26 protein-coding genes are annotated in these 23,338 nt (G+C 64.7%); 17 read left to right on the plus strand and 9 right to left on the minus strand.

Annotation, left to right across the window (positions count from 1 at the left end; genetic code table 11):
- The first annotated feature begins 12 nt into the window (after nt 1-12).
- The 4 genes from ACLV74_RS17930 to creD all read left to right on the plus strand — a co-directional run bounded on the left by ACLV74_RS17930 (nt 13) and on the right by creD (nt 3,868).
- The gene (locus tag ACLV74_RS17930) at nt 13-945 is read left to right on the plus strand and encodes an MlaD family protein (protein WP_411880766.1); all 933 of its coding nucleotides are present in this window, start codon (nt 13-15) and stop codon (nt 943-945) included.
- Complete coding sequence (locus tag ACLV74_RS17935; protein ID WP_411880767.1) at nt 942-1,628, plus strand: ABC-type transport auxiliary lipoprotein family protein; 687 nt, start codon at nt 942-944, stop codon at nt 1,626-1,628. The genes ACLV74_RS17930 and ACLV74_RS17935 overlap by 4 nt, the downstream gene beginning before the upstream one ends.
- A 13-nt stretch (nt 1,629-1,641) precedes the next feature.
- Nucleotides 1,642-2,208, plus strand: coding sequence for a Crp/Fnr family transcriptional regulator (locus tag ACLV74_RS17940; protein WP_411880768.1), 567 nt, complete (start codon nt 1,642-1,644; stop codon nt 2,206-2,208).
- 283 nt (nt 2,209-2,491) lie between these two features.
- Nucleotides 2,492-3,868 carry a cell envelope integrity protein CreD gene (creD, locus tag ACLV74_RS17945; protein WP_411880769.1) on the plus strand — a complete coding sequence of 459 codons (1,377 nt, stop codon included), beginning with the start codon at nt 2,492-2,494 and terminating at the stop codon, nt 3,866-3,868.
- 14 nt (nt 3,869-3,882) lie between these two features.
- Here the strand turns inward: creD and creC are convergent, their stop codons facing one another.
- The 4 genes from creC to ACLV74_RS17965 all read right to left on the minus strand — a co-directional run bounded on the left by creC (nt 3,883) and on the right by ACLV74_RS17965 (nt 7,518).
- Complete coding sequence (gene creC, locus ACLV74_RS17950) at nt 3,883-5,277, minus strand: two-component system sensor histidine kinase CreC (RefSeq protein WP_411880770.1); 1,395 nt, start codon at nt 5,275-5,277, stop codon at nt 3,883-3,885.
- Nucleotide 5,278: 1 nt separating this feature from the next.
- On the minus strand, nt 5,279-5,977 hold the full coding sequence (gene creB / locus ACLV74_RS17955; RefSeq protein ID WP_411880771.1) for a two-component system response regulator CreB: 699 nt from the start codon (nt 5,975-5,977) through the stop codon (nt 5,279-5,281).
- Nucleotides 5,978-5,983: 6 nt separating this feature from the next.
- Nucleotides 5,984-6,616 carry a MarC family protein gene (locus ACLV74_RS17960; protein WP_411880772.1) on the minus strand — a complete coding sequence of 211 codons (633 nt, stop codon included), beginning with the start codon at nt 6,614-6,616 and terminating at the stop codon, nt 5,984-5,986.
- A 155-nt stretch (nt 6,617-6,771) separates the two neighbouring features.
- Nucleotides 6,772-7,518, minus strand: coding sequence for an SDR family oxidoreductase (locus ACLV74_RS17965; RefSeq protein ID WP_411880773.1), 747 nt, complete (start codon nt 7,516-7,518; stop codon nt 6,772-6,774).
- 140 nt (nt 7,519-7,658) lie between these two features.
- Here ACLV74_RS17965 and ACLV74_RS17970 point away from each other — a divergent pair, with 140 nt between their 5' ends.
- Genes ACLV74_RS17970 through ACLV74_RS17985 form a run of 4 tightly spaced genes read left to right on the plus strand, consistent with a single transcriptional unit; the run spans nt 7,659 to nt 10,564 of the window.
- The gene (locus ACLV74_RS17970; RefSeq protein WP_411880774.1) at nt 7,659-8,267 is read left to right on the plus strand and encodes a 2-hydroxychromene-2-carboxylate isomerase; all 609 of its coding nucleotides are present in this window, start codon (nt 7,659-7,661) and stop codon (nt 8,265-8,267) included.
- A gap of 59 nt (nt 8,268-8,326) precedes the next feature.
- Complete coding sequence (locus ACLV74_RS17975) at nt 8,327-9,013, plus strand: dienelactone hydrolase family protein (RefSeq protein ID WP_411880775.1); 687 nt, start codon at nt 8,327-8,329, stop codon at nt 9,011-9,013.
- 4 nt (nt 9,014-9,017) lie between these two features.
- A complete protein-coding gene (locus ACLV74_RS17980; RefSeq protein ID WP_411880776.1) occupies nt 9,018-9,896 on the plus strand; it encodes an amidohydrolase in 879 nt (292 codons plus the stop codon).
- A gap of 5 nt (nt 9,897-9,901) precedes the next feature.
- Entirely contained in the window at nt 9,902-10,564 is a 663-nt protein-coding gene (locus ACLV74_RS17985) for a glutathione S-transferase family protein (RefSeq protein WP_411880777.1), read from the plus strand.
- A 7-nt stretch (nt 10,565-10,571) separates the two neighbouring features.
- Here ACLV74_RS17985 and ACLV74_RS17990 read toward each other — a convergent pair whose 3' ends face one another.
- The 5 genes from ACLV74_RS17990 to hemB are packed head-to-tail and all read right to left on the minus strand — an operon-like array spanning nt 10,572 to nt 14,724.
- Nucleotides 10,572-11,126 (minus strand): DUF1003 domain-containing protein, encoded by a 555-nt coding sequence (locus tag ACLV74_RS17990; RefSeq protein WP_411880778.1) that lies wholly within the window; start codon nt 11,124-11,126, stop codon nt 10,572-10,574.
- Between the two features lie 35 nt (nt 11,127-11,161).
- Complete coding sequence (locus ACLV74_RS17995; protein ID WP_411880779.1) at nt 11,162-11,920, minus strand: DUF72 domain-containing protein; 759 nt, start codon at nt 11,918-11,920, stop codon at nt 11,162-11,164.
- A 14-nt stretch (nt 11,921-11,934) separates the two neighbouring features.
- On the minus strand, nt 11,935-12,543 hold the full coding sequence (locus ACLV74_RS18000; protein WP_411880780.1) for a DUF2799 domain-containing protein: 609 nt from the start codon (nt 12,541-12,543) through the stop codon (nt 11,935-11,937).
- A gap of 45 nt (nt 12,544-12,588) precedes the next feature.
- Nucleotides 12,589-13,704: a magnesium transporter CorA family protein gene (locus tag ACLV74_RS18005; RefSeq protein ID WP_411880781.1), complete on the minus strand. Its 1,116-nt coding sequence runs from the start codon at nt 13,702-13,704 to the stop codon at nt 12,589-12,591.
- A gap of 3 nt (nt 13,705-13,707) precedes the next feature.
- On the minus strand, nt 13,708-14,724 hold the full coding sequence (gene hemB / locus ACLV74_RS18010) for a porphobilinogen synthase (RefSeq protein WP_411880782.1): 1,017 nt from the start codon (nt 14,722-14,724) through the stop codon (nt 13,708-13,710).
- 548 nt (nt 14,725-15,272) lie between these two features.
- Between hemB and ACLV74_RS18015 the strand changes: the two genes are divergently transcribed.
- The 9 genes from ACLV74_RS18015 to ACLV74_RS18055 all read left to right on the plus strand — a co-directional run.
- The gene (locus ACLV74_RS18015) at nt 15,273-15,701 is read left to right on the plus strand and encodes a CopD family protein (protein WP_411880783.1); all 429 of its coding nucleotides are present in this window, start codon (nt 15,273-15,275) and stop codon (nt 15,699-15,701) included.
- Nucleotides 15,702-15,872: 171 nt separating this feature from the next.
- On the plus strand, nt 15,873-16,985 hold the full coding sequence (locus ACLV74_RS18020; RefSeq protein WP_411880784.1) for a VanZ family protein: 1,113 nt from the start codon (nt 15,873-15,875) through the stop codon (nt 16,983-16,985).
- Between the two features lie 44 nt (nt 16,986-17,029).
- On the plus strand, nt 17,030-17,368 hold the full coding sequence (locus tag ACLV74_RS18025) for a (2Fe-2S) ferredoxin domain-containing protein (RefSeq protein WP_411880785.1): 339 nt from the start codon (nt 17,030-17,032) through the stop codon (nt 17,366-17,368).
- A gap of 85 nt (nt 17,369-17,453) precedes the next feature.
- The gene (locus ACLV74_RS18030; protein WP_411880786.1) at nt 17,454-18,095 is read left to right on the plus strand and encodes an alpha/beta hydrolase; all 642 of its coding nucleotides are present in this window, start codon (nt 17,454-17,456) and stop codon (nt 18,093-18,095) included.
- Between the two features lie 50 nt (nt 18,096-18,145).
- On the plus strand, nt 18,146-19,363 hold the full coding sequence (locus ACLV74_RS18035; protein WP_411880787.1) for a D-alanyl-D-alanine carboxypeptidase family protein: 1,218 nt from the start codon (nt 18,146-18,148) through the stop codon (nt 19,361-19,363).
- Nucleotides 19,364-19,615: 252 nt separating this feature from the next.
- Nucleotides 19,616-19,993 carry a 30S ribosomal protein S12 gene (gene rpsL, locus ACLV74_RS18040; protein WP_092130055.1) on the plus strand — a complete coding sequence of 126 codons (378 nt, stop codon included), beginning with the start codon at nt 19,616-19,618 and terminating at the stop codon, nt 19,991-19,993.
- Nucleotides 19,994-20,214: 221 nt separating this feature from the next.
- Nucleotides 20,215-20,688 carry a 30S ribosomal protein S7 gene (gene rpsG, locus ACLV74_RS18045; RefSeq protein WP_011481226.1) on the plus strand — a complete coding sequence of 158 codons (474 nt, stop codon included), beginning with the start codon at nt 20,215-20,217 and terminating at the stop codon, nt 20,686-20,688.
- Between the two features lie 221 nt (nt 20,689-20,909).
- On the plus strand, nt 20,910-23,012 hold the full coding sequence (gene fusA / locus ACLV74_RS18050) for an elongation factor G (protein WP_411880788.1): 2,103 nt from the start codon (nt 20,910-20,912) through the stop codon (nt 23,010-23,012).
- A gap of 147 nt (nt 23,013-23,159) precedes the next feature.
- On the plus strand, nt 23,160-23,338 hold a 179-nt coding region (locus ACLV74_RS18055), incomplete at its 3' end, for a GTP-binding protein (protein WP_411879669.1).

Below are 23,338 nucleotides of genomic sequence, written 5' to 3' on the forward strand. Positions count from 1 at the left end.
AAAGGCATCACTATGGAAAACAAAGCCCATGCCATGGCCGCCGGTGCGTTTGTGCTGGTGGTCACCGCCCTGCTGGCCCTGCTGGCGATCTGGCTCACGCGCGACAATACCCAGCGCGACCTCTACGACATGAGCACCAGCGAAACCGTCTCCGGCCTGCAACCGCAGGCGGCGGTGCGCTTTCGCGGCGTGCCGGTGGGCAAGGTCGAACTCATAGGCTTTGACACCAAGGTCAAGGGCAACGTGCTGATCCGCGTCTCCATAGACCGCGACGCGCCCGTCACCAAGTCAACCTTCGCCACCGTGGCCTCGCAAGGCGTCACCGGCCTGGGCTTCATCCAGCTCGACGACGACGGAAAGTCCGCCGAGCGTCTGGTGGTCAACGACGACGACCCGCCGCGCATCCCGATCAAGACCGGCGGGCTGGATAAATTGCTCAAGCAAAGCGAGGTGATCCTCGACCACGTCGAGCAGGCCAGCACGCGCCTGAACAAGCTGCTGTCCGACGAAAACCAGCAGGCCGTGAGCGCGGCCATCAAGCAGATCGGCGATGCCGCCGGCAGCATGGACCGCGTGGCCAAGGGGCTGGAGCCGACGGTGGCATCCCTGCCGGCGCTGTCGCGCGACTCCACCGCCACGCTCAAATCCATCAAGACGGCGGCCGACGACATCAGCGCCACCGCCACGCGCCTGAGCGAAAAGGGCGGGCCGCTGGACAAGCTCTCCGAAGGCGGCACCGCGCTGGCCGCGGGCGTGGAAACCTTCAGCGCCGGCACGCTGCCCAAGCTCGGCGAGGTTGCCGACGAAACCGCGCGCGCCATGCGCCAGCTGCGCCGCACCGTGAGCGCGGTCGACGACAACCCGCAGTCGCTGATCTTCGGCAACGGCCCGCCCGTGCCCGGCCCGGGCGAGCCCGGCTTTTCCGCCTCTGGAGTGAAAAAATGACGACTTCTTTTTCCAAACCCTCTTCCAAAGTGTCTTCGCGCGCCGCCGGCCTCGTATGCGCGCTGCTGGCCGCGCTGGCGCTGGCCGGTTGCTCGGGCCTGCCCGACAAGCCGACGCGCGCCACCATGTACGACTTCGGCCCCGGTCCGCTGGCGACCCTGCCCACGACGCGCCAGGCGCCGCTACCGGCAATCGCGCTGGACGACATCTCGACCTCGGGCGGCGCGCTGGACAACATGGCGGTGCTCTACCGGCTGGGCTATGCCGACGCGCAGCAGCTGCGTCCCTATTCGCAGGCGCGCTGGAGCATGCCGCCCGCGCAGCTGGTGCGCCAGCGCGTGCGCGAGCAACTGGGCCAGCGCCGCGCCGTGTTCAACGCCGGCGCCAGCGTGGCGCTCAACCGCAGCCAGAACGCGGTGCTGCCGTTGCTGCTGCGCCTGGACCTTGAAGAATTCAGCCAGCTGTTCACCGCGCCCGAAACCAGCGTCGGCCTGATCCGCCTGCGCGCCACACTGGTGGAAGTCACGCCGGCCGGCGACAAGCTGGTCGGCCAGCGCAACGTCATCGTGCAGCGGCCCGCGCCCAGCAGCGACGCGCCCGGCGGCGTGCAGGCCCTGACGGCCGCCACCGACGCGGCCATTGAAGAGATAGACCAGTGGCTGCAGCAAGCCGCCGCGCGCTGACGCGCACCGCGCCATGAAAACGCTGGAAGAACAACTGGACGCCGCCGGGCTGCACGTCTTCGGCTGCTGCGAACGCCTGAGCGGCTACGGCCCGGACCTGCTGCAGACCTCGCAGCTGCTGCAGGACTTCACGCCCGCCGAAGCCGACATCCTGGGCGCGTCCATGCTGCTGGTCCGCGCCGAGCCCGGCCAGGTGATGATCCGCGAAGGCGAATTCGGCGACTGGATGATGCTGGTGCTCAAAGGCACGGTCGACGTGACCAAGCGCCTGGAGACGCCGGCCGATGCGGCGCGCACGGATGCGGATGAAAACGCGGAGCCCGTCGTCTCGCGCGTGGCCGTGGTGCGCGCCGGCGCGGCCGTGGGCGACATGTCCATGCTGGACAGCGAACCGCGTTACGCCACCTGCACCGCCATCGACGCCGTGGAGGTCGGCGTCTGGGGCCGCCATGAAATCGCTATTTTGATCCGCGACCATCCCGGCGTGGGCGCCAAGCTGCTGGTCAAGATCACGCAGATGATGGCGCAGCGACTGCGCAATACCAGCAACCAGCTGGTCAAACTGCTCAGAAAAAAATAGACCCCCGTCCGGGCTCACTGCGTGTAGCCCGTTCCCCCTTCAAGGGGGCGGCGCCTGCGGCCGGCGAAGCCGAAAAATTGGCACACCCCTATCGGGCTCACTTCGTGTAACCCTTTTCCCCTTGCAGGGGACGGCGCCTGCGGCCCGGCAAAGCCGGTTCCGCGGCTGCCCGCTGGTAAATACGGTCAATTCACCCTCGCTTCACACAGGCAGGCCGCAGCTCATCTTGACCTCACACAGGATTTGCACACTCCCCTTCGTTGTTCAAAAACGAAAGGAAGTCATGAAACAAAAAATTGGCGCACTCGCCCTGGTGATCTTGCTGCTGGTGCTTGCCCTGCTCAAAATCAGCGACGTGGTGCACGACCGCCAGAGCTACCGCCAGATTGCCATCCAAAGCATCGCCCAAAGCCTGGCCGGTTCGCAGACGCTGACAGGCCCGCTGATCCACCGCGCCTGCACCGAGGAATGGGACGTCAGGTATGAAGACAAGAAGGTGCAAACCGAGCGGCGCGAATTCACGCTGGTGGCCGCACCGGCTTCATTGACGCTCAAGGGCGCCAGCAAACTGGAGCCGCGCGCGCGCGGCCTGCACGCGACGCAGGTCTTTAACCTTAAGGCCGACATCGTGGCCGAATGGGCCGGCACTGAAGCGCTCAAACCCGTCGCAGAGCATGCCGGCTCGCGCATGAACTGTGGCCAGCCACTCTTGATGATGGCGGTCTCCGACTCACGCGGTATCCGGCACGCCAGCGTGAAGATCGGTGAGCAGGTGCTGGCGCTCAGACCCGGCACGTTCTACGGCAGCTACCCGCGTGGCGTGCATGCACCGCTGCCCATGGCCTTGATAGGCGCCCTGCCGCTGCAGGCGCAGATGGAACTGGAGCTGGTGGGCACCGAAAGCATCTCCATCGTGCCGCTGGGCGGCGACACCCGTGTGCAGATCACTTCCAACTGGCCGCACCCGAGCTTCAGCGGCCAGTTCCTGCCGGTGGACCGCAAGGTCACGGATGAGGGTTTTGAGGCCAGCTGGCGCGTCAGTTCGCTGGCCAGCACCGCGCAGCAGGACGTGACGCAAGTGGATGCGGGCAAGCGCAAGGCTGTTTGCCCGTCTTACAGCGACGGTTCGGCCAACAATACCTGCGTGGAGGCCTTCAGCGTGACTTTTGTCGACCCCTCCAACACCTATGCCCTCAGCGACCGGGCCACCAAGTACGGCCTGCTGTTCATAGGCCTGACATTCCTGGCGGTCGGCATGTTCGAGTTCATGAAGTCGCTGCGCGTGCATCCCATCCAGTACCTTCTGGTGGGCGCCGCGATGAGCATGTTCTTCCTGCTGCTTGTGAGCCTCTCGGAGCACATGCCGTTTGAAAGCGCCTACGCCATCGCCTCGGCCGCCTGCGTGCTGTTGCTCACCTATTACGCCAGCCACATGCTGGGCCGCTGGTCGCGCGGCCTGCCCTTCGGCCTGGGTATCGCCACCTTGTACGGCATGTTGTTTGTGCTGTTGCAACGTGAACAAACAGCTTTGTTGCTGGGTGCCATTGCCCTGTTCGCCGTGCTCGCAGTCATCATGATGCTGACGCGCCAGGTCGACTGGTATGCACGCTTCAAGCAGGTTGAAGCACCCAAGCCCGAACCTGTGAAGGCGGCAGGCTGATGGGCGCGGCCCGGTTAGAAATGCAGCTCGACCCGCAGCCCGGGCTGCGTGTTGCGCACCACCATGCGGCCGCCGTGCAGCAGCATGATCTGCCGCACGATGGCCAGGCCCAGGCCCGAGCCCTTGGTGTGGCCGTCGGGGCGCACGGTCGAGAAGAAGCGCTCGCCCAGCCGGGGCAGGGCGTAGTCCGGAACGCCCGGGCCGCCGTCCTGCACGGCGATGCGGTCGGGCCCGGCTTCCAGCGTGATGGTCGAGCCCTCGGGCGCGAAAGAGCGCGCATTTTCGAGCAGGTTGCTCAGCGCCAGGCCCAGAAGGCCGGGCTCCGCATGCACCCCGGCATGTTCCGGGCTGATTACGACTTCGACGACATGTTGGGCCCGGCCGCCCGCCGCCACCTCAAAGGGCTGGAGGACGCCGGACCACAGAAGGCGCTCACGCTCTACCTGTGCATGGCGCTGCTCCAGCTTCGTCAGCTCGAGCATGCGATCCACCAGCGCCTGCATGCGGCCGGACTGGGCCAATACCTGCCCGGAAAACTCGCGGCGCGCGTCTTCGGGAAGTTCGTCATTCAGCAGCTCACCCGCGCTGCGGATCGCAGCGAGCGGGCTCTTGAGCTCATGCGTCAGGGCGCGCACGTAATCTTCTATGTACTCGTGGCCCTCGAGCTTCAGGCGCATGGCATCGACTGCCATGGCCAGGTCGCCAAGCTCGCCCGGTATCTGCGGAACCGCGGGTTTCTCACCCTGGCCGACGGCGTTGGCATAGCGGCGCAGCTTGCGAATGCTCCACACCACCCACAGCGTCACGGCCACGCCGATGGCCAGCGACAGCACCAGCAGCAGTGCGCCGCTCAATAGTATTTTCCGCTCGGCCCGGTCTATGAAGGCCTGGATGGTGGACATGGGCTTGGCCACGGTCAGCACGCCGATGATTTTTCCGTCCCGCTGCACCGGCGCCGCCACGTACATCACCGACGTGCGGTCGTCCTGCTGCACCTCGCGGGTGGCGCGCGCGCCGTATTCGCCGCGCAGGGTCAGGGCCACGTCGCGCCAGCGCGAATAGTCCTGGCCCGTCGCCACGTTTTCCGAATCGAACACCACCTTGCCGGCGGCGTCGGTGACGTAGACGCGAAAGTCCAGCGACTGCTTGGCCATGCCCCAGATCTGCGCGTCGATGGGCCGCCTGGCGTAGTTGCGCACATGGCCGGCAAAGCGGCCCTCGGCGATGGCGCCCGCCGCCAGGTCGTCGCCGGCCAGTTCGGCCAGGATGTTGGCCGTGTCCACCATCATGTCTTCCATCACCTCGCGCACGCTGGGTTTGACTTCGGCCATGAAGACGCGCAGCGTGAAAAACGCCGCCAGCCCGGTGACCAGGAAAAAGCCGAACAGCAGGCGTATGCCCAGGCGCATCTCAGTTGCCTCTGACGCGGTCTATGTCGAGGGAATAACCCATGCCGCGGTGCGTCGTGATGCAGTCTTGCCCCGGGCTGGCCTCCTGCAGCTTGGCGCGCAGGGTCTTGATGTGGGTGTCCACCGTGCGGTCGGTGCTGTCAGAGCCGGCGCCCCAGACCGCGTCCAGCAGTTCATCGCGCGAGCGTATGCGGCCCCGGTGCCGCAGCAGGTCGGCCAGCAGCCCGAACTCGCGGCGCGTGAGGTTGAGCGGGCGGCCGTGCAGGCTGACGCGCTGGCCGGCGATGTCGAGCTCGAAAGGGCTGCCCGCCGGCGCCGGCGCGGGAGCCGGCATGCGCGCGCGCCGCAGCAGGCTGCGCACGCGTGCCAGCAGCTCGCGCGGGCTGAAGGGTTTGCTCACGTAGTCGTCGGCGCCCAGTTCCAGCCCCAGCACGCGGTCGATTTCCTCGCCCTGCGCGCTGAGCATCAGCACCGGCAGGCTGCCGGCCGCGCGCAGCTCCCGGCACAAGTCCAGGCCGCTGCCGTCGGGCAGGCCCACGTCCAGGATCACCGCGTCGGGCGGTTGCCGGCTGATTTGAATGCGCGCATCGCCCAGCAGCAGGCTGTGGGTGACGGTGAGGCCGTCACGCTCCAGCGTGTAGATGATGGAACGGGCAATCGCGGGGTCGTCCTCGACCAGCAGGATGCGCGCGCTGGTCATCCGTGTTCAGGACCTGAGGATGGGGAACAGCTTGCCCAGCCCGTCGGCCATCACCTCGACCGCCAGCGCGGCCAGGATCAGGCCCATCAGCCGCGTCATGACGTTGATGCCGGTCTTGCCCAGCACGCGGGCAATCGGTTCGGCCAGCGAAAAGCAGATGGCGGTGGCCAGGGCTATCACGATGCCGTAACCCACCAGCATCGACAGCTGCAGCGCCGTCTTGGCCTTTTCGGCGTAAATCACGACCGTGGACATGGTGGCCGGCCCTGTCAGCAGCGGGATGGTCAGCGGCACCACGGCGATGCTGGCGCCGCGCGCGGCCTTGGCGGCGCCGTCTTCCATTTCGTTGGTCTGGGGCTTGGCCTCGGCCGGCTGCGCGTTCAGCATGTTCATGGAGCTGATCAGCAGCAGCATGCCGCCGCCGACCTGGAAGCTGGCCAGCGAGATGCTGAAGAAGTCGAGGATCTGCAGGCCCAGCAACGCGCTGACGGCAATGACGACAAAGGCGGTGAAGGACGCGACCAGCACGGTGCGGCGGCGCTGCTCGTCGGAAAAGTCCTGCGTGTAGTGGATGAAAAACGGCACGATCGCCAGCGGGTTGACGATGGCCAGCAGCGTGACGAGCGGTTTGAAATCCATCGTTCCTCCTTAAAGACAACTCAAGAGGCAGACGCAAAAGTAGCTGCCTTGCACATTCCAGCAGGGGCCGCGGAACCGGCTTTGCCGGGCCGCAGGCGCAGCGGCCCCCTCGGGGGGCAGCGCATTACGCGAAGCGAAAAGCGTGGGGGCCACATCTACCTGCCGCCTGCGACATCGAGTAACGCGCCTGTTGTATAGCTTGCATTGTCGCCGAGCAACCAGACAATGGACTCGGCGATTTCCTCGGCGGTGCCGGGGCGCTGCATGGGCACCTGGGGCGCCAGCTCGCGGGCGCGGTCGGGCAGGCCGCCCGAGGCGTGGATGTCGGTGTCTATGATGCCCGGGCGCACCGCATTCACGCGTATGCCTTCGCCGGCGACTTCCTTGGCCAGGCCGATGGTGAAGGTGTCGATGGCGCCCTTGGCGGACGCGTAGTCCACATACTGGCCCGGCGCCCCCAGCCGCGCCGCCGCGCTGGACACGTTGACGATGGCGCCGCCCGCGCCGCCGTAGCGGGTGCTCATGCGCTTGACGGCCTCCCGCGCGCAGAGGAAAGAGCCGAAGACGTTGATCTCGAACATGCGCCGCAGCCGCGCCAGGGTCATGGCGTCGACGCGGGTGGTGCGGTCCACCACGCCTGCGTTGTTGACCAGGCCTTCCAGGCGGCCCAGCTTGGCGTCGATTTTTTCAAACATGGCCAGCACCTGCGCCTCGTCGGCCACGTCGGCCTGCACCGTGATGGCGTTGCCGCCGGCCTGGCGGATCTGCCGCACCACTTCGTCGGCGGCCAGCGAGTTGCTGGCGTAATTGACGGCCACCGCCCAACCCTGGCGCGCCGCCAGCAGGGCCGACGCTGCGCCTATGCCGCGCGAACCACCGGTAACCAGAACAACTTTTGACAAACCGCACCTCCAGCAGAAAATGGCAATCCCGGGTAAAAACGGGGACTTGGCGGGTCAATGTACCCTAAGCGGCCCCTTGCGCACCAGCCGCCCGCCCGGCGGCGCCACCCACCCATCCAGAGACCCAGACGGAGACAAACTTGAGCACCACCGTGGACTACTATTTCACCCCGCAAAGCCCCTGGACTTACCTGGGCCACGAGCGTTTTGCGCAGATCGCCCGCGCGGCAGGCGCCACCGTGCGGGTGCTGCCCATAGACCTGGGCGGCAAGGTGTTCCCGATCTCTGGCGGCTTGCCGCTGGGCCAGCGGGCGCCGCAGCGCCAGGCCTACCGGCTGCTGGAACTGCAGCGCTATTCGGATTACCTGCACGCGCCGCTCAACCTCAAGCCCAAATACTTCCCGGTTTCCGGCGACGACGCGTCGCGCCTCATCATCGCGGTGGATCTGCACGACGGCAGCGAAGCCGCGATGAAAATCGGCGGCGCGATCTTCAGTGCCGTGTGGGTGCGAGAGCGCCACATCGCCGACGAGAAGGTCCTGGCCGAGCTGCTTGCCGAATGCGGCCTGGCCGCGGAACGGCTGGAGCAATCGTTCAGCCAGGCGGTGCAGGAGCGCTACGAGGCCAACACCCAGCAGGCGATTGATGCCGGCGTGTTCGGCGCGCCCAGCTACGTCATTGACGGCGAGCTGTTCTGGGGCCAGGACCGGCTTGATTTCGTTGAACGAAAACTCATGGCGGGCGCCTGACGCGGCCGCCGGACTTACCCCGCATTCCCAATTACGCAAACACTGAAGGAGCATTCCCCATGGGCCAATTCATCAATCTCACCGCCGCCGACGGCTTTGTGTTTCCCGCCTACGTGGCCGAGCCCGCGGGCAAACCCAAGGCCGCCATCGTGGTCCTGCAGGAAATTTTTGGTGTCAACTCGCATATCCAGGCCGTGACGGACCGCTTCGCCGCCCAGGGTTACCTGGCGGTGGCGCCCGCGACTTTTCACCGCGTCAAACCCGGTGTTGACCTGGGCTACGACGAAGCCGGGGTGACAGAGGGCATCGCGCTGAAAGCCGCGGTCAACGGGTTGCCCGCGCCGGGCGTGCTGACGGACATCCAGGCCGCCATCGACCATGCGGCGAAAGCCGGCGGCAAGGTCGGCATCATCGGTTTTTGCTGGGGCGGCTTCCTGGCCTGGCGCGCCGCATGCCTGCTCACGGGCCTGAGCGCGGCGGTGCCTTACTACGGCGGCGGCATGACGGCGGAGGCCGAGGTCGCCTTGCAACCCAAATGCCCCGTGCTGGCCCACTTCAGCGACCGCGACCATTCAATTCCGCTGGACACCATCCACGCGTTCATCAAAGCGCATCCGGAAGTCGAGACCCATATCTATTCAGCCGATCACGGCTTTAACTGCGACCAGCGCGGCGCTCATGACGAAGCGGCGGCCAAGCTGGCGCGCGAGCGCTCGCTGGCCTTTTTCGCCGCCAAGCTGGCCTGACGGCATGCGCGGCGCATGGGCAGCCATCGTCCTGGCGGCGCTCGCCGCGCCGGGCTTCGCGGCCGACTATGCCGGGCCGCTGTTTGACGCGCACCTGCACTACAACGAGGAGGCCTGGAACGGTAACAGCGGCCCGCATTCACCGGCCGACGTGCTGGCGCGCATGCAGCGCAACGGGGTGAAAGCCATCGTCGCCAACTCGCGGCCCAATGACGGCACGAAATCGCTGGCCGCCATGCCTGAGACCCGCAAGGCCGGCGTCACCGTCGTGCCCTTCATACGCCTCTATCGCAACCGGGCCGACTACGACAACTGGTTTCGTGACGAAACGATTTACGAGATGGTGCAGGCCGAATTCGCGCGCGGCGTCAGCGGCGACCAGGCCGGGCCTTACAAGGGCATAGGCGAATTCCACCTCTACGACAGCGCCAATGCCAACGGGCCGGTGGCGCGCAAGCTGATGCAGTTCGCCGCGAAAAACAAGCTGGCCATCCTCGCCCACGTGGACGACACCGCGATAGACCTGTTGATGGCCCATGCGCCCGATGCCCGGCTGGTGTGGGCGCATACCGGCATAGGCGGCACGCCGGTGGCGCGGGTCGATGCGCTGCTGGGCAAATACCCGCAGCTGATGGGCGAGCTGTCTTACCGGCCGGGGTTGACCTGCGAAGGTGGCAAGCTTTGCCCGGAATGGCGCGCACTGCTGCTCAAATACCCGGGCCGCTTCATGATCGGCTCCGACACCTGGGTCAACCAGCGCTGGCTGTATTACGACGAGCTCATGAAGGGTTACCGCGCCTGGCTGGGCGACCTGCCGCCGGACTTGGCGCGCCGGATTGCGTGGAGTAATGCGGCGGGCATTTACGCAGTGGCGACACAATAGCGGCCATGTATCAGCTGCACTTTTCCCCAAGCTCTGCCGCCATGGCGCCCCACATCCTGCTGCAGGAACTGGGCGTGCCCTTTGAAAAAATCCTGGTCGACACCAGCACGGGCGCCCACCGTTCCGAGGCCTACCGCAAGCTCAATCCCAATGGCCTGATCCCGACGCTGGTGGACGGCGAGCTTGTGCTCTATGAGACCGCCGCGATCTGCCTGCACCTGTGCGACATGCATCCCGAAGCCGGCCTGGCCCCCGCGTTGGGCACGGCGGAACGCGCGCACTTCTACAAGTGGCTTGTCTGGCTGACCAACACCCTGCAGTCCACGCTGATCATCTACTTCTACACAGACCGCTGGATGGACGCCGGCAACAGCGCGGGTGTGGCCGAATTGAAATCGCACGCCGAAGCCAAAGTCGGCTTGATGCTGGACCAACTGGATGCCGAACTGGCGCGGCTGGAGAAGACGCATGCTGAGCCCTGGTTGCTGGGCGCGAACTATTCGGCAGTGGACATCTATGCACTGACGCTGTGCCGCTGGACGCGCAACTTCGCGTCCCAGCCCGCGCGTGACCGTGCCCACCTGGGCCCTTACCTGCGGCGCGCGCTGGCGCGGCCCGCGGTGATCAGGGCTTTTGAGGCCGAAGGCCTGGCACAGCCCTGGATCTGAGCGGCCTTTAGGAGGGTTGCGGGGCCGGATTTTCGCGCTGCGCCTGCTCGATCTGCGCCACCAGCTTTTCCGGGTCTATGTCTTCCTTGAGGATGCGCACGTCCGGGTCGCTCCCGTCGTCGGCGCCGACTTTTTTGGCGATGCGCTCCAGCATCTGGATCATCTTGGTGTTCTCCTGCTCGGTCAGCAGGTTGATCTGCAGGTCCAGCTGGTTGCGCCTGTCGCTGATGCGCAGTTCGTAGTTCTGGCTGATCAGGATGAAGGACGAGAGAAAGATCGCTTCCAGGGACACGACCAGCGTGAGGAAGGTGAAGGGGTAGGGGTCCCAGTGCGCCATCCCGGGCCAGGAGTTGACGCCTATCCAGCATGCGAAGGCGAGCACATGCAGCCAGACAAAAGACATGGAGCCGCAGAACCTGGCAATGAAGGCCGCCATGCGGTCGGCCCGGCTGCGGTTGGCCAGCGCGGCCTCTTCCACGCGCCGCATGGACTGCACGTTCTCGCGCGTCAGGTCGTCCGCGCAGACCTTGGGCGGGGTGTTTACACCGAAGCGTTTTTTCATGGATATCCTTTCGCGGGTGGCACGGGCCGGCGCGGTCAACGCTGTGCCAGGCCCCGCGCAAGGTACAACGCATCGGGCACCGCGGCGCCGTTCGCTGTATTGTCAAAGACGCACCAGACCGAGGCGTCAGACGCCGCCTCTAGTTCGAGCCGGACAATCAGCGCATCCAGCATGTCCCGCGCATAGGCCGAGTAATACATGCGCGGCGAGCCGTGCAGGCGGACATACACCAGCGAGGGCCAGCCGCCGGGATCACGGCCCGCGTCGAACAGCACCGGGTCGGCGAGCACACGGCCGACCTTCGCATCCTTGAGCGCCTCGTCGGCCGCCGCCGTGAACCAGCTCGCGTGGCGCGGCTCCAGTGCGACGCCGCCGGCATGGCGCTGGCGCAGTTCACGCAGGAAGGCCGTCGCCGTTGCCGCATCAAAGGCCAGGCTGGGCGGCAGCTGCACCAGCAGGCAGCCGAGCTTTTCGCCCAGGCTGGTGACCTGCGGCAGGAAGGCGTCCAGCAGCCCCTGGCAATCGCGCAGGCGTTTTTCGTGAGTGATGGTTTTGGGCAGCTTGGCGCAAAAGCGGAAATCCGCCGGCACGCTTTCGGCCCAGCGCGCATAGGTGGCCGGCTGGTGCGGGCGGTAAAACGAGGAGTTGATTTCAACGGCGTTGAAGCGCGCGGCATAACGCTGCAGGTGGGTGCCGTCCTGAGGAAATTCAGGCCGGGTCTCGCGCGGCAGGCTCCAGCCCGCACAGCCCACTTTCACACCGGAACCGCCGCTGGAGAGGGGGGCGGGCTGCATGGCGGCTTTGTCGGCTAGTACTGGCCGCGCTGGCGCATGTCGCTGCGCAGGCGGTCCAGCTGGTAGCCGGCGTCGCGCACCGCGTAGCGGGCCTCTTCAATGCGGCGGTCCGAGCGCGAGAGCAGTTCGCGCAGCGTGCGCTTGCGGTCGTCGGCGGTTTTGGAATCGCGCAGCTCGGCCTGCATCTGGTCTTGCTCGCGCTGCAGCCGTTCCAGGGTTTTGCGGGCGTCCTGCTCACGCCAGGCAATGCCGTGGATGTTGCGGAAGTTCTGGTCCAGGGGCGCTGGGCAGACACCTTCATAGCTGTTGCCGGCCAGGCCTTCGTTCAGGGCATTGGCCGGCTGGCAGTAGCTTTGCAGGCCCTGGACGCGGCCGGCGCGGTAGACGGCCACGTTCACGGGAATGCCGGCCTTGGCGCAGGATTCGTAGTAGTCGGCGGCGCGGTCGGTGCGGCCGCGGCTGCCGTCCTGCACGCCCAGCTGGCGCCAGTCGGCGGTGGCGCATTCGGCGGGGCTCAGGCTCTCGCAGCCGGCGAGCAACGCCGAGGCGGCGAGCAAGGCCAGGAAAGGCGCGCGCAGTAGCGAGGGGCCGGTGAAAAAGAAGCGGGCGAGGGGGGCGGTCATGGGATGGATCTCCGGCGGATGGTGGGCTGAACGCTTGCGGCGCGCCTAACGGCGCGTGCGTGCCAGGTATTGCTTGCGCCAGAACACGGTGACGACCACGACGACGATCAGCACCATAAAACCGGCGGTCCACCAGAAGCCGGCGCTGGTGTGCAGAAAGGGCATGAACTCGAAATTCATGCCGAAGAAGCCGGTGATCAGGTTCAGCGGCAGGAAGATGGCCGTCAGCGCCGTGAGCGTGCGCATGATGTCGTTGGTGCGGTTGCTTTGCGCCGAGAAATGCATCTGCACCGCGGTCTCGGCGCTTTGCTCCATGCGGCGCACGTGGTGGACCACGCGCTCGATGTGTTCCAGCACGTCGCGCGAGCGCACCTTGAGCAGCTCGCGTTCGCGTACCGCGGCGGGCGTTCCGCCCTCGGGCCAGGTCTCCAGGGAGTCGACCCAGTCCTGCACGGCCGAACGCTGGTCCTCGCAGATTTCGTCCAGCTGGTGCATGGCCAGGCGCGCGTCGAGCACCGAGCTCCAGTTGGTAAAACGCGTGCCGGGCCTGAGCAGCTCGGACTGCCAGTGGTCCAGCTGGCGCGTGAGTTCGCGCCGCAGTTCCAGGTAGCCGTCCACGATCTGGTTGACGATGCGCAGCATCATGTCGGCGGGGCTGGCGGGCAGCTTGACGCCGCTGGAGCGCGACTCGGCCGTCGTGGCGTTCAGCAGCCGCGCCGCATAGGCGTCGCGCACGGCGCAATCGGTGGGGTGCACCGTCAGCAGCAACTGGTCGAACACGGCAAAGCCGACCGGGCTGGTGTCTATGCGCTTGAGCACCGGCGGGCCGCTGCGTTTCATGCGCTCCTGCAACGGCTCGCCGGGCCGGCTGGGGTCGGTCTCGGTCTGGCCGGCGGCCAGGCGGCGGAACACCAGGATGTCGTACTGCGAGGTGTAGTCGTAATGCGAGGGCAACTGGTTGTTCAGCAGGTCGCTCACGTGCAGGTCGACCAGCTGGGTGCCGCACAGCAGTTGCAGGCTGGCCTGGATCTGGGCCTGCAGCACCTCGAACTCGCGGCGGGCGCAGGCGACCCAGACGAAACCCTGGGCGGGCAACTGGGTGGGCAGGGCGTCCGTCTCCATGACCCCCTGGCTGCCGGCGGTGATGTTGAAGACGCGCACCGCTCAGGCCTGGCGCAGCTTGCGGGCGGCGTCGATGGCGAAATAGGTCAGCACGCCGTCGGCGCCGGCGCGCTTGAAGGCCAGCAGGCTTTCCATCATGACCGCATCGTGGTCCAGCCAGCCGTTCTGCGCGGCAGCCTTCATCATGGCGTACTCGCCGCTGACCTGGTAGGCGAAGGTCGGCACCTTGAACTCGTCCTTCACGCGGCGCACGATGTCCAGGTAGGGCATGCCGGGCTTGACCATCACCATGTCGGCGCCTTCGGCGATGTCCATGGCCACCTCGCGCAGCGCCTCGTCGCTGTTGCCCGGATCCATCTGGTAGACCTTTTTGTCGGCCTTGCCCAGGTTGCCGGCCGAGCCGACCGCGTCGCGGAAGGGGCCGTAGAAGGCGCTGGCGTACTTGGCGCTGTAGGCCATGATGCGGGTGTGGATCAGCTTGCGGGCTTCCAGCGCCTGGCGGATGGCGCCTATGCGGCCGTCCATCATGTCGCTGGGCGCGACCATGTCCACGCCGGCCTCGGCCTGGCACATCGCCTGCCGGACCAGCATCTCCACCGTCTCTTCGTTCAGGATGTAGCCGTTGTCGTCCGGCAGGCCGTCCTGGCCGTGCGTGGTGAAAGGGTCCAGCGCCACGTCGGTCATCACGCCCAGGCCGGGGAAATTCTTCTTGAGCTCGCGCACCACGCGCGGGATCAGGCCGTCGGGGTTGGTGGCTTCCTTGCCGTCGTAAGTTTTGAGCGAAGCGTCCACCACCGGGAACAGCGCCATCACCGGAATGCCCAGCTTCACGCACTCCTCGGCCACCGGCAGTAGCAGGTCCAGGCTCAGCCTTTCGACGCCGGGCATGGACGCCACGGGTTGGCGTTGCTGTTTGCCGTCGACAACAAACACGGGATAAATCAGGTCGCTCGGAGTAAGCGTGTGCTCACGTACCAGGTTGCGCGTGAAAGCGTCGCGGCGCAGGCGCCGGGGGCGGCCCGCCGGAAAGGGGGCGAAGTTGGAGGCGTGAAAAGTCATGGGCAAATTGTGCCAAAGCTTTATTCAAACCCGCCAAGTATTTGGCGCGCAGCCTTAACCTGATGGCGCCTGCCCCAGCTTTACATGAAAGTTTCTTAGTTTACTTATGAAACCATTGCCAAGGCCCGAGCCCCTTGGTTAGAATTAATACGTGTAGTTACCAATTTGGTAGCCGCATCCCGCTTTTCCTCCCTGAGCGGGGCCTTTGCGTGTGACAGCAAAAAGGCTTAACAGCCCGGCTGGCCTTAGTGCCAACCGGGCATTTTTTTGCCCCGCGCATTCATAAATCCGTTTGCCGGGCGAATCGCGGCGTTGCGCGGTGCTCGGAATCCTCATGGACTCATGTCCATTCCGGTGTCCTGCGCTCCGGGCGCCTTGCGCTTCATCCCGGTAAACGGATTTCTGAACGCGCGGCTGTGTGCTGCCATCGTCTCAAGGTCTTAAACCAGCATGAGCCGCGGAACCGGCTTTGCCGGGCCGCAGGCGGGCGGCCCCCTTGGGGGGCAGCGACCACACGCAGTGGGGAGCGTGGGGGCTACACTTTGTCCATGCTCTGGGTCAAATCACTCCACATCGTTTTTATCGCCAGCTGGTTTGCCGGGCTGTTTTACCTGCCGCGCATCTTTGTGAACCTGGCGATGGTGCCGCCGGAAAGCGTGGCGGAGCGGGAGCGTTTGATCCTGATGGCGCGCAAGCTGATGCGTTTCACCACCATCCTGGCCGTGCCGGCGCTGGTTTTTGGCGCGTGGCTGTACCTGGGTTACGGCATAGGCCGCGGCCCGGGCAACGGCTGGATGCATGCCAAGCTGGCCGTGGTGGTGCTGGTGATCGGCTACCACCACGCCTGCGGCCGCCTGCTGGCGAAGTTCGTCGCCAACCGCAATACCCGCAGCCACAAATGGTTTCGCTGGTTCAATGAAGTGCCGGTGCTGCTGCTGCTGGCTGCGGTCATCCTGGTCGTGGTCAAGCCTTTCTGACAACCAGCGAACGCAGTGCCTTCCCCGAATTCACCAGCAGACGCGGACGAACCGGCTTTGCCGGGCGTGATGCGTCGTCCCCTGCAAGGGGAGGCAGAACTACACGATGCGTTGCATCGTGAGGATGTCAGGGGTGAGGTCGTCCCGAAGCGCAGTGAGAACGGCGGGGGTGTGCCAAATCCAAAGGGTGTTCATAAGACCACCGCCTGGCCGCTGGCGCTGGCCGCGATTTGCCTGATTGTTTACGCCAGCCTGTACCCCTTCGCCGACTGGCGTGACCAGGGGATTTCCCCTTTTCGCTTCCTGACGGCGCCGCTGCCGCAGTACTGGACGGGCTTCGACGTGGGCGCCAACCTTCTGGGTTACGCGCCGCTGGGGTTTCTGCTGGCGCTGGCGGCCCTGCGCAGCCGGCGGGTGTCCTGGGCCGTGACGGTGGCGGTGCTGGCCGGCGGCCTGCTGTCGCTGGCGATGGAAACGCTGCAAAGCTACCTGCCGTCGCGCATTCCCTCCAACGTCGACCTGCTGCTCAACACCGTGGGCGCCTGGCTGGGCGCCTGCTTTGCCTGGGCGCTGGAAAAAACCGGCGTGGTGGACCGCTGGAGCCGCTTTCGTGCGCGCTGGTTTGCCCAGGATGCGCGGGGCGCGCTGGTGCTGCTGCTGCTCTGGCCGCCGGCCCTGCTGTTTCCGGCCTCGGTGCCCATGGGGCTGGGGCAGGTGTTCGAACGGCTGGAAACGGCCCTGGCCGAGGTGTTGACAGATACGCCTTTCCTGGAATGGATGCCGGTGCGCGACGTGGAGCTGCAGCCCCTGGTTCCTATCGCCGAATTGCTGTGCGTGGCCCTGGGCGCGCTGATTCCCTGCCTGCTGGGGTATTGCGTGGTGCGCACGCTCTGGCAGCGGGCGGCTTTTTCGGCGACGGCCATCGCGGTGGGCATTGCCGCGTCGGCGCTGTCCGCGGCCCTGAGTTACGGCCCGGACCACGCCTGGGCCTGGCTGGACGTGCCGGTGCAGGTGGGCATAGGCCTGGCGGCGCTGCTGGCGGTGCTGCTGCTGGCCGTGCCGCGCCGCGCCGCGGCGGCGCTGGCACTGCTCGCGCTGGCCATCCACCTGGGGCTGCTCAACCAGGCGCCCGCCGACCCCTATTTCGCGCAGACGCTGCAAACCTGGGAGCAGGGCCGCTTCATCCGCTTTCACGGCGTGGTGCAGTGGCTGGGCTGGCTCTGGCCCTATGCGGCGTTGCTTTATGTGCTGGTGCGGCTTTCAGGCCGCCAGCCGCGGCCTTGACCCGGCGGGGAGTGGGGCCCGCCGCAATCCTCTAAAGTCTCGACATGCCTGAACAAAATTCCTATTACGAACGCCACATCTTCTTTTGCCTGAACCAGCGCGCCAACGGGGAAGACTGCTGCGCCGACCACCGCGCGCAGGACGGATTCGACCGCTGCAAGTCTCAGGTCAAGGCGGCCGGGTTGGCCGGGCCCGGCAAGGTGCGGGTCAACAAGGCGGGTTGCCTGGACCGGTGCGCCGGCGGGCCGGTGGCCGTGGTCTACCCGGAAGCCGTCTGGTACACCTATGTGGACGCCAGCGACATCGACGAGATCGTCGAGTCGCACCTCAAAAACGGCAAGGTGGTCGAGCGCCTGCTGACGCCGCCGCATCTGGGGCGTTAGGCCCACCGCGTGCGCCCGGCTGGGGTTGGCCACGTCCCTCTATATATATAGATAGCAGATTCCCGGAAATGAAAGAGTCCTCTTTGTGAACGCCCAAACCCGCAAATCCATCATCGAAGGCCCGGCGGGCGCGCTGGAAATCGCGCTGGACCTGCCCGCCGGCGATTCGCGCGGCGTGGCGGTCATCGCGCATCCACACCCGCTGTTTGCCGGCACCATGGACAACAAGGTGGTGCAGACGCTGGCCCGGGCTTTTGTGCATTGCGGCTGGACGGCGGTGCGCTTCAACTTCCGCGGTGTGGGCGGCAGCGCCGGCAGCCACGACGAAGGCCGGGGCGAACTCGAGGACTTCCTCGCAGTGGTGGAGCATGCGGCCCCGGCGAGTGCCGGGCAGACGTTGGCACTCGCCGGGTTTTCCTTCGGCGCTTTCGTCACCACGCACGCCTTCCAGCGCCTGGGCGCGAGCCGCAATATCGAAAAGCTTGTGCTGGTCGGCACCAGCGTCACCCGCGCGCCGGCCGCGCCGATTGACGAAGCCGCCCACCTCAAAACCCTGGTTGTGCACGGCGAGCAGGACGACACCGTGCTGCTCTCGGCCGTTCTGGATTGGGCGCGCCCGCAGGCACTGCCTGTTACGGTTGTTCCCGGGGGCGGCCACTTCTTTCATGGACAATTGCCCCTGTTGAAAAATCTTGTGGTTCGCCACCTGTCTTCGCCCTCCGCCTGACCCGCGCCGTCAGGCTTTTCCGTTCCATTCCCTACTTCCAGCGATACCCAATGCAAGCTTCATTCAAGGCCCTCCGCCCAGCCCATGGCCTGCGCGCCTTTACCGCCGCCGTCTTACTGGCTTTTTCCGCAGTGCTGCCCGCTGTGCACGCCCAGGTGCCGCAAGCTCCCGAAATCGCCGCGCGCTCCTACCTGCTGCTGGACGTGACCGCCAACCAGATCCTGGCCGCCAAGGACATCGATTCCCCGGTCGAGCCGGCGTCGTTGACCAAGCTGATGACCGAATACCTGGTGTTCGACGCGCTCAGGTCCCAGAAGATCAACCTCAAGCAGACCTTCGGTGTCAGCGAGCGCGCCTGGAAAATGCCGGGTTCGCGCATGTTCATCGACCCAAAAATGCAAGTGCCCGTCGAGGACCTGATCAAGGGCATGGTGGTGCAGTCGGGCAACGACGCCACCATGGCGCTGGCCGAAGGCGTGGGCGGCACGGCCGAGCATTTTGTGCAGCTCATGAACGAGCAGGCCAAGGCGCTGGGCATGAAATCGACGTCCTACAAGAATCCCGAAGGCCTGACGGAACCCGGCCACACCACCACGGCGCGCGACCTCAGTATCCTGGCCACACGCCTGATGACGGACTTCCCCGACTACATCGGCTACTCGGCCATCAAGAAATACCGCTACCCCGGCACCCCGGCGGCCAACGACACCAACCGCAACACCCTGTTGTTCCGCGACCCGACGGTGGACGGCCTCAAGACCGGCCACACCGATGCCGCCGGCTTCTGCATGATCGCCACCGCCAAGCGCGACTTTCCCAACCTGGGCGCCGCCGGCGCGCCCGGCGGCCGGCGCCTGCTGGCCATCGTGCTGGGCACGTCCAGCGACAGCGCCCGCGCCAACGAATCGCAAAAACTGCTGAACTGGGGCTACACCGCCTATGAAGCCGTGAAGCTGTTTGACGCCGGCCAGGCCGTGGTCACGCCTTCCGTCTGGAAGGGAAAATCGTCCACGGTGAAGCTGGGCCGTCCCCAGGCCATCGTGGTCGCCGTCGCTGCCGGCAGTGCGCCCAAGGTCAAAACCCAGGTGGCCCGGCCCGACCCACTGGTTGCGCCATTCGCCAAAGGGCAATCGCTGGGCACACTCAAGGTGATGCTGGGCGACAACCCGACGCCCGTGGCTGAGGTGCCGCTGGTGGCGCTCGAAGCTGTGGAAGAGGCCGGCATTCTGGGCCGCGCCTGGGATGCCATCCGGCTCTGGATCAAGTAAAGCGCTTGAACAGGCTCTGAGAGAGTGTGCGCTAACATTCGTGAATTCGAACTCCGCCGGGGAATGCCAGGTCTTCGGAAAAGGCTTGGTACTGTGGTGGTGCCGGTGAACTTGGCCGGCACTCGTCGCCTTTTGCTTGAGCGTTTTCCCTAACCGGTTTATACTAGAAGGCTTTTCCGCTTTTACAGCGGGAAATATTTGTGGCCGCATCAACGCGGTAAATTAGTTTTCAGACGTTTAGGGACGTTTTCAATGCCAACCATCAATCAGTTAGTCCGTCAGGGGCGCGAGGTCGAAAAGATCAAGTCCAAGAGCCCTGCGATGGAAAATTCCCCGCAGCGCCGCGGTGTGTGCACCCGTGTGTACACCACGACGCCTAAAAAGCCCAATTCCGCTCTGCGTAAGGTTGCCAAAGTGCGCCTGACCAACGGTTTTGAAATCATTTCCTACATCGGCGGCGAAGGCCACAACCTGCAGGAACACAGCGTGGTGCTGGTTCGCGGCGGTCGTGTCAAGGATTTGCCCGGTGTGCGTTACCACATCGTCCGCGGTTCGCTCGACTTGCAAGGCGTGAAAGACCGCAAGCAGTCGCGCTCCAAGTACGGTGCGAAGAAGCCAAAGGCCAAATAAGCCAACCGGCTCGGGTTTTCTCTTCACTGAGAGCTCGCGCCAGAAGAGTTGTCACGCAAGTCTGTGATAGTTCTTTAAAACAAGGTGTTTCATTCGCCCTGGCAGGTGTCTGAAACGGAGTGACCCAAGTGCAAATAGTTGCGCCGGTCGAGTAAGTGAGGGTTTGATAACTCTCGCGGTGTTGCCAAAAGCAATGCCAACTGAAGCAAAGAGGTGAAAAAATGCCACGTCGTCGCGAAGTCCCTAAACGTGAAATTCTTCCTGATCCAAAATTTGGCGATGTTGATCTCGCCAAGTTCATGAACGTGATCATGCAAGGCGGCAAAAAGGCCGTCGCAGAGCGCATCATTTATGGCGCGCTCGACTTTATCGAGAAAAAGAATCCCGGCAAAGACCCGCTCGAGGCCTTCCACATGGCCATCGGCAACATCAAGCCCATGGTTGAAGTGAAGTCCCGCCGCGTCGGCGGCGCCAACTACCAGGTGCCGGTTGAAGTGCGTCCTGTCCGCCGTATGGCCCTGGCCATGCGCTGGCTGAAGGAAGCCGCCAAGAAGCGCGGCGAGAAGTCCATGTCCCTGCGTCTGGCCAATGAGCTGATGGAGGCGACCGAAGGCCGCGGCGGTGCCATGAAAAAGCGTGACGAAGTTCACCGCATGGCAGAAGCCAACAAGGCCTTCAGCCACTTCCGCTTCTAATTTTTCGATTGCAGTATTTGCTGCGCTGAATTGACGGGTTGCCGGGCGGTTTCAGGGTGATGTCACCTTGATTGCCGGCGGTTCAACCCCAATTTCTGCCAGCCGATGTGGTGCACAACACCATTTCCGGCCGGCAGACGCGTAGAAAAAATGAAGGATGCCCGGGTGCCGGGCAGTCCTTCAACGAGTCTTTGTTCGTAACCCCGAACTGAAAGTAATTTATGTCCCGCGCTACCCCCATTTCCCAATACCGCAACATCGGCATTTCCGCGCACATTGATGCCGGCAAGACCACCACCACCGAGCGGATCCTTTTTTACACCGGCGTGAACCACAAGATTGGTGAAGTTCACGACGGCGCGGCCACCATGGACTGGATGGAGCAAGAGCAGGAGCGCGGCATCACGATTACCTCTGCCGCCACCACCTGCTTCTGGAAAGGCATGGACACGTCCCTGCCCGAGCACCGCATCAACATCATCGACACCCCGGGCCACGTGGACTTCACGATTGAAGTCGAGCGTTCCATGCGCGTGCTTGACGGCGCCTGCATGGTGTATTGCGCAGTGGGCGGCGTTCAGCCCCAGTCCGAAACCGTCTGGCGCCAGGCCAACAAGTACAAGGTTCCCCGCCTTGCGTTCGTCAACAAGATGGACCGCACCGGCGCGAACTTCTTCAAGGTCGTCGAGCAGATGAAGCTGCGCCTGAAGGCCAGCCCCGTGCCCATGGTGATCCCCATCGGCGCCGAAGAAAACTTCACCGGCGTGGTCGACCTGCTGAAGATGAAGGCCATCATCTGGGACGAAGCTTCGCAAGGCATGAAGTTCACCTACAGCGACATCCCCGCCGAGCTCGTCGAGCTGGCCAAGGAATGGCGCGAAAAGATGGTCGAAGCCGCCGCCGAGTCGTCCGAAGAGCTCATGAACAAGTACCTTGAAGAAGGCGACCTGACCGAAGCCGAAATCAAGCTGGGCATCCGCACGCGTACCATCGCCAGCGAAATCCAGCCGATGTACTGCGGCTCCGCATTCAAGAACAAGGGCGTGCAGCGCATGCTGGATGCCGTGATCGAATTCATGCCGTCGCCCATCGACATTCCACCCGTCAAGGGCATGGACGAAGATGAGGCGCCCGTCACCCGCAAGGCCGACGACGAAGAGAAGTTCTCCGCATTGGCCTTCAAGCTGATGACCGACCCGTTCGTGGGCCAGCTGACCTTCGTGCGCGTTTACTCCGGCGTCCTGAAAAAGGGCGACAGCGTCTACAACCCGATCAAGGGCAAGAAAGAGCGTATCGGCCGTATCGTGCAGATGCACGCCAACAACCGTGAAGAAGTCAGCGAAATCCGCGCCGGCGATATCGCCGCCTGCGTGGGCCTCAAAGACGTGACCACCGGTGAAACCCTGTGCGATCCCGATGCCATCGTCATGCTTGAGCGCATGGTGTTCCCTGAGCCCGTGATTACGCAGGCTGTGGAACCGAAGACCAAGGCCGACCAGGAAAAAATGGGTATCGCGCTGCAGCGCCTGGCGCAGGAAGATCCTTCTTTCCGCGTCAAGACCGACGAAGAGTCCGGCCAGACCCTGATCGCCGGCATGGGCGAGTTGCATCTGGAAATTATTGTCGACCGCATGAAGCGCGAATTTGGCGTGGAAGCCAACGTGGGCAAGCCGCAAGTGGCCTATCGCGAAACCATCCGCAAGACGGTGGAAGACGCTGAAGGCAAGTTCGTGCGCCAGTCCGGCGGCAAGGGCCAGTACGGCCACGTCGTGCTCAAGATCGAACCCAACGAAGCCGGCAAGGGCATCGAGTTCGTCGACGCCATCAAGGGCGGTGTGGTTCCTCGCGAATACATCCCCGCGGTGGAAAAGGGCATCAACGAAGCCGTCACGTCCGGCGTGCTGGCCGGCTACCCCGTGGTCGACGTCAAGGTCACGCTGCACTTCGGTTCGTACCACGATGTGGACTCGAACGAACTGGCGTTCAAGATGGCCGCCATCTTCGGTTTCAAGGAAGGCTGCCGCAAGGCCAGCCCCGTGATCCTGGAGCCCATGATGGCCGTGGAAGTCGAGACGCCTGAAGACTACGCCGGCAACGTGATGGGCGACTTGTCCTCACGCCGCGGCATGGTGCAGGGCATGGAAGACATGGTCGGTGGCGGCAAGGCCATCAAGGCAGAAGTGCCCCTGTCCGAAATGTTCGGTTATTCGACGACGCTGCGTTCGATGTCGCAGGGCCGTGCAACGTACTCCATGGAGTTCAAGCACTACTCTGAAGCACCGCGCAATGTGTCGGAAGCCATCATGGCTTCACGCGCCAAGTAAGTAACGTCAGCTGCCGGCCCTGCGTGGGGCCGGCAGCTTTTTTCCTTGTCTGCGATTGTGTGCCACTTTGTACCCGTGCGAAGTGAATCAGCAACACAGTGCAGACGTTAAACCGTACACGGGCATGTTCTTTATCTGGAGAGAAAAATGGCAAAAGGCAAATTTGAGCGGACCAAACCGCACGTCAACGTTGGCACGATCGGCCACGTGGACCATGGCAAGACGACGCTGACGGCGGCGATCACGACGGTTCTGGCGGCCAAGTTCGGCGGCGAAGCCAAGGGCTACGACCAAATTGACGCGGCACCGGAAGAAAAAGCACGCGG

It is taken from the genome of Polaromonas sp. YR568, assembly GCF_943369415.1.
Taxonomy (GTDB): Bacteria; Pseudomonadota; Gammaproteobacteria; order Burkholderiales; family Burkholderiaceae_C; genus Polaromonas.

What these genes read in the sequence shown, in the direction of transcription:
- ACLV74_RS17930 (WP_411880766.1), top strand. Translation starts at nt 13, where the DNA reads ATGGAAAACAAAGCCCATGCCATGGCCGCCGGTGCGTTTGTGCTGGTG.
- ACLV74_RS17935 (WP_411880767.1), top strand. Translation starts at nt 942, where the DNA reads ATGACGACTTCTTTTTCCAAACCCTCTTCCAAAGTGTCTTCGCGCGCC.
- ACLV74_RS17940 (WP_411880768.1), top strand. Translation starts at nt 1,642, where the DNA reads ATGAAAACGCTGGAAGAACAACTGGACGCCGCCGGGCTGCACGTCTTC.
- creD (WP_411880769.1), top strand. Translation starts at nt 2,492, where the DNA reads ATGAAACAAAAAATTGGCGCACTCGCCCTGGTGATCTTGCTGCTGGTG.
- creC (WP_411880770.1), bottom strand. Translation starts at nt 5,277, where the DNA reads ATGCGCCTGGGCATACGCCTGCTGTTCGGCTTTTTCCTGGTCACCGGG.
- creB (WP_411880771.1), bottom strand. Translation starts at nt 5,977, where the DNA reads ATGACCAGCGCGCGCATCCTGCTGGTCGAGGACGACCCCGCGATTGCC.
- ACLV74_RS17960 (WP_411880772.1), bottom strand. Translation starts at nt 6,616, where the DNA reads ATGGATTTCAAACCGCTCGTCACGCTGCTGGCCATCGTCAACCCGCTG.
- ACLV74_RS17975 (WP_411880775.1), top strand. Translation starts at nt 8,327, where the DNA reads ATGGGCCAATTCATCAATCTCACCGCCGCCGACGGCTTTGTGTTTCCC.
- ACLV74_RS17980 (WP_411880776.1), top strand. Translation starts at nt 9,018, where the DNA reads ATGCGCGGCGCATGGGCAGCCATCGTCCTGGCGGCGCTCGCCGCGCCG.
- ACLV74_RS17985 (WP_411880777.1), top strand. Translation starts at nt 9,902, where the DNA reads ATGTATCAGCTGCACTTTTCCCCAAGCTCTGCCGCCATGGCGCCCCAC.
- ACLV74_RS17990 (WP_411880778.1), bottom strand. Translation starts at nt 11,126, where the DNA reads ATGAAAAAACGCTTCGGTGTAAACACCCCGCCCAAGGTCTGCGCGGAC.
- ACLV74_RS17995 (WP_411880779.1), bottom strand. Translation starts at nt 11,920, where the DNA reads ATGCAGCCCGCCCCCCTCTCCAGCGGCGGTTCCGGTGTGAAAGTGGGC.
- ACLV74_RS18000 (WP_411880780.1), bottom strand. Translation starts at nt 12,543, where the DNA reads ATGACCGCCCCCCTCGCCCGCTTCTTTTTCACCGGCCCCTCGCTACTG.
- hemB (WP_411880782.1), bottom strand. Translation starts at nt 14,724, where the DNA reads ATGACTTTTCACGCCTCCAACTTCGCCCCCTTTCCGGCGGGCCGCCCC.
- ACLV74_RS18015 (WP_411880783.1), top strand. Translation starts at nt 15,273, where the DNA reads ATGCTCTGGGTCAAATCACTCCACATCGTTTTTATCGCCAGCTGGTTT.
- ACLV74_RS18025 (WP_411880785.1), top strand. Translation starts at nt 17,030, where the DNA reads ATGCCTGAACAAAATTCCTATTACGAACGCCACATCTTCTTTTGCCTG.
- ACLV74_RS18035 (WP_411880787.1), top strand. Translation starts at nt 18,146, where the DNA reads ATGCAAGCTTCATTCAAGGCCCTCCGCCCAGCCCATGGCCTGCGCGCC.
- rpsL (WP_092130055.1), top strand. Translation starts at nt 19,616, where the DNA reads ATGCCAACCATCAATCAGTTAGTCCGTCAGGGGCGCGAGGTCGAAAAG.
- rpsG (WP_011481226.1), top strand. Translation starts at nt 20,215, where the DNA reads ATGCCACGTCGTCGCGAAGTCCCTAAACGTGAAATTCTTCCTGATCCA.
- fusA (WP_411880788.1), top strand. Translation starts at nt 20,910, where the DNA reads ATGTCCCGCGCTACCCCCATTTCCCAATACCGCAACATCGGCATTTCC.